This window comes from Flavobacterium sp. UBA4854, assembly GCF_002399805.1.
GTDB classification, from domain to species: domain Bacteria; phylum Bacteroidota; class Bacteroidia; order Flavobacteriales; family Flavobacteriaceae; genus Flavobacterium; species Flavobacterium ginsengisoli.
On sequence record NZ_DHEI01000018.1, the window covers coordinates 43,972 to 47,812 of the forward strand.

Consider the following 3,841-nt stretch of genomic DNA (forward strand, 5'->3'; position numbering starts at 1 on the left):
TCAATTTCGTTCTCTTCACTTATAATTGTTCCTGTTAGCTGTCCTTCCAGTTTAGAAATAACTTCTATTAATTCCGTCTCATTTTCACATTCAATTAAAATAGAAAATGGACCAAAAACTTCGTTATGCAATATTTTATTCTCTAAAAACTTTTTTCCATTAACTTTTAAAACTGTTGGAATGCCATGATTTGGAATTGTTTCTCCTTTAAACTGAGCGATTTTCGAAACTCCATTCTGTGCTTCTATTTTTGAAATTCCGTTATTAAAATCAGCATAAATAGAAGGATGCAACATACAGCCAGGCTGAGTTTTTTCAATGGCTTGATTTAGGTTCTCTTCAAATTCTTTTAATTCTTCACCTCTTAAAGCTAATAATAATCCTGGATTGGTACAAAATTGGCCTGCTCCTAAAGTGATCGAATTTGCATAAGCTGTTGCCCATTTTTGACTGTTTTTTTTCAATGCATTAGGTAAAAGCACCACAGGATTTATACTTCCCATTTCTGCAAATACCGGAATTGGCTCTGGACGCTGTGCAGCCAAATCGCATAAAGCACGGCCGCCTTTTATACTTCCTGTAAAACCAACACCTTTTATTAATGGGTGTTTTACCAAACTCGTTCCGAGTGTTCTTCCGTCTCCTATAAGATTAGAAAAAACACCTTCGGGCATATTGGTTTTCTGAGCCGCTTTTATAATAGCTGAAGCGACCATTTCGCCTGTCCCTATATGCATAGAATGGCTTTTTACAATAACTGGACAACCCGCAGCCAAAGCCGAAGCTGTGTCTCCTCCGCTTGTGGAGAATGCAAAAGGAAAGTTACTCGACCCGAAAACCACAATTGGTCCTAGAGGAACTAACATTTTGCGCAAATCTTCTTTTGGTGCAGGCTGTCTGTCAATTATTGCAGTATCAATTGTTGCTCGAACCCAGTTTCCTTCTGTAAGCATTTCGGCAAAGGCTCTTAATTGACCGATCATTCTACCTCGTTCACCTTCTGCCCTGCCTCTCGGATAACCCGATTCGGTACAGTATTGTTCTAGAAGATTATCTCCCAAAGCTAAAATTTCATCAGCAATTGCGTTTAAGAATTTAGCTTTTTCAATTCCTGAATATTTTTTATAACTCGAAAATGCTTGATTGGCTAAAGTAACTGCTTCCTCAATTTCATCCTGAGTTGCTTCTGTAAAAACCCAAGGATTTTCTTTGTTCAATAACGGATTAAACGTTTTTAATATTTTTGAACCACTCGCTTTTAGCTGGCTTCCTATATAATTTTTTCCTGTAATCATGTTTTTGTCTAATAAATGAAATGTATTGAAGTCACAGTTCTTAGTTATAGCCTCAGTAAAGAATTCCCTAACAATTCTCACTGAGACTGATAACCAAAAGAGCCAATCTTGGCAATAAGATGCTATAAATTTTTGTAATCTGGCAAAGTTGGTCTTGTACGTAGTCCTTCGGCAATAATGGCAAGAACTCTTTCTCTTTCTGCCCCTTGCAATGGCAATCTTGGAGCACGGACATTTTCAGTTCCAATTCCTGTTGCTACTTCTGCTAATTTTATATTTTGAACTAAAAAGGAATTAATATCCAATTCTAACAAAGGCAAAAACCATCTGTAAATTTTTAGAGCTTCATCGATTCTTCCCGCTTTAGCCAATTTATAAATCGCTACTGTTTCTGCAGGAAAAGCACAAACTAATCCAGACACCCATCCATCAGACCCCATTAATAAACTTTCTAGTGCTAATGTGTCAACTCCTGATAATATTTTTAAACGATCGCCAAATCGGTTAATCATTCTTGTAACATTAGAAATATCTCTTGTAGATTCTTTTACTGCTTGAATATTATCGAATTTTAATAACTCTTCAAACATATCTAAAGAAACTTCGATTTTATAATCAATTGGATTGTTGTAAACCATAATAGGAAGTGTTGTACTTTTTGCCACTTCACTATAAAAAGCAATTGTTTCAAAATCAGATGCTTTGTAACGCATTGGAGGAAGCATCATTAATCCTTTTGCACCGTCTTGTTCCGCTTTATTAGCCGCTAAAATGGCTCCCTTTGTAGTTTGCTCTGCAATATTCATAATTACAGGCACTTTATTTTCTGTAAGTGAAACGGTATGTTGTACTAATTCTCTTTTTTCTTCTTCTAAAAGTGTACTGGCTTCACCCAAAGTGCCTCCTAAAATAATCCCTGATACCCCAGCATCTAATTGTGCCTTCATATTAACTTCAAACATTTTGAAGTCTAATTTATCATCTGCAGTAAATTTTGTAGTTACCGCCGGCATCACGCCATTCCATTCAATGCTCATAATTTTAATTTTTTATTTAAGCCAAAATTATCTAGAAAGGACAGAGCTAAGACTTCAAAAATTACCACAAAGTGATACTATATTACCCTATATAATGGCAAATGTCAAAAAACAGAACATTATAGCATCATTTTTTTGATCAAATACAATATATTTGATAGTAACTAACTAACCACTATATGAAAGTTTTTCCATTCAAAATTCCAAAATCTGGAGAAGATCCCCTTATTTATCAAGAAGATATAGAAGTATCATTTTATGATAAACTGCACCAGCATGAAGAAATTCAAATTAGTTTTATAGAAAAAGGAGAAGGAGCCGTTTTTGCCGGCGATACTATTTCGCAATATCGCGAGGGCGATATATTGGTAATTGGAAGCAATCTGCCCCATGTATTTAGAAGTGATGTTCAAGAAAATGTAATTTCTGTAATGCGAACTTTATTCTTTACTTTCAATTCGTTTGGGAAAGATTTTTTTGAATTATCTACTTTCCGAAATATTCATCCTATTTTAGAAAGCAGCAAAAATGGATTTATCATTCACAATGCGCCAAAAAAAGTAGTCAAATATTTTAAGAAGTTACGAAAAGCCGACAGTTATACACGATTTATATTATTTCTTGATATTCTAAAATGGCTCTCAACATCTGAAACTACTCCGCTTTCTAATTATTTATATCAAAAGAAAATAACTGATAATGAAGGGAAAAGAATGCAGATTGTGTTTGAATATGTTATGACTAACTTTCATAAAAACATAACGCTTGATGAAATTGCTTCGATAGCCAGTATGACCAAAAATGCTTTTTGTCGGTATTTTAAAGTCCGGACAAACAAATCTTTTTTTCAGTTTCTAATTGAAGTGCGCATTGAGAGAGCTGCAAAATTATTATCTAATAATGAAGAACTCTCTGTTTTGGAAATTGCCGAATTATGCGGCTTCAATAATATTTCTAATTTTAATCGAAAGTTTAAAGAATTAAAACAGCTTTCTCCTTTGCAGTATAGAAAGCTGAATTTGTAATTATTCATTAATCAATATTTGTAGCTATTCGATGCGTAGACAAACTGTGGTGCTTCTCTACAGACATTCTTTGGGCTAAAAAAAAAGCTGTTTAATCTCATTATTTATAGACGAGATCGAACATGCTTATTCCTAATACAATAGCGTAAAAAGCAAACTGGTATGGTTGAAAAATAGGGTGAAAAGAAAAAATGCAAAAGTTTTACCATTTTTTTTGTGATACTATATTATCCATTTCATGAATAAATAATGCTTACAAGCATCAAAATTCTAAATCATTTATTTGAAATTACTTTCAATAAATTACCATTAGAAGAAAACAAAATTAAGTTACCTATTTTCCAATGAAACAATTTACATTCTGTGTATATATTATCCTATTTGCTTTTCACATTGTTAAAAATCATATCTCTTTTTTACCTCCAATTAAAAAAAACTAGTAGGTACTGGTATGTAAAACTTGAGAACATTTATACTTTTGGAT

The 3,841-nt window shown here is 33.3% G+C and carries 3 protein-coding genes; 1 reads left to right on the top strand and 2 read right to left on the bottom strand.

What is annotated here, in order from left to right; translation table 11 throughout:
• The coding region (locus B3J44_RS02040) for an aldehyde dehydrogenase (NADP(+)) (protein ID WP_286965373.1) at positions 1–1,295 on the bottom strand (1,295 nt) is incomplete at its 3' end.
• Positions 1,296–1,417: 122 nt separating this feature from the next.
• Positions 1,418–2,332, bottom strand: coding sequence for a dihydrodipicolinate synthase family protein (locus B3J44_RS02045; protein WP_286965376.1), 915 nt, complete (start codon positions 2,330–2,332; stop codon positions 1,418–1,420).
• A 179-nt stretch (positions 2,333–2,511) separates the two neighbouring features.
• On the opposite strand from B3J44_RS02045, the gene B3J44_RS02050 reads away from it, so the two are divergent.
• Positions 2,512–3,357 (top strand): AraC family transcriptional regulator, encoded by an 846-nt coding sequence (locus B3J44_RS02050; RefSeq protein WP_198857272.1) that lies wholly within the window; start codon positions 2,512–2,514, stop codon positions 3,355–3,357.
• The last annotated feature ends 484 nt before the right edge of the window (positions 3,358–3,841 follow it).

Bases quoted from the DNA above. Each gene is read 5' to 3' on its own strand.
- B3J44_RS02045 (WP_286965376.1), bottom strand. From the start codon at position 2,332: ATGAGCATTGAATGGAATGGCGTGATGCCGGCGGTAACTACAAAATTT.
- B3J44_RS02050 (WP_198857272.1), top strand. From the start codon at position 2,512: ATGAAAGTTTTTCCATTCAAAATTCCAAAATCTGGAGAAGATCCCCTT.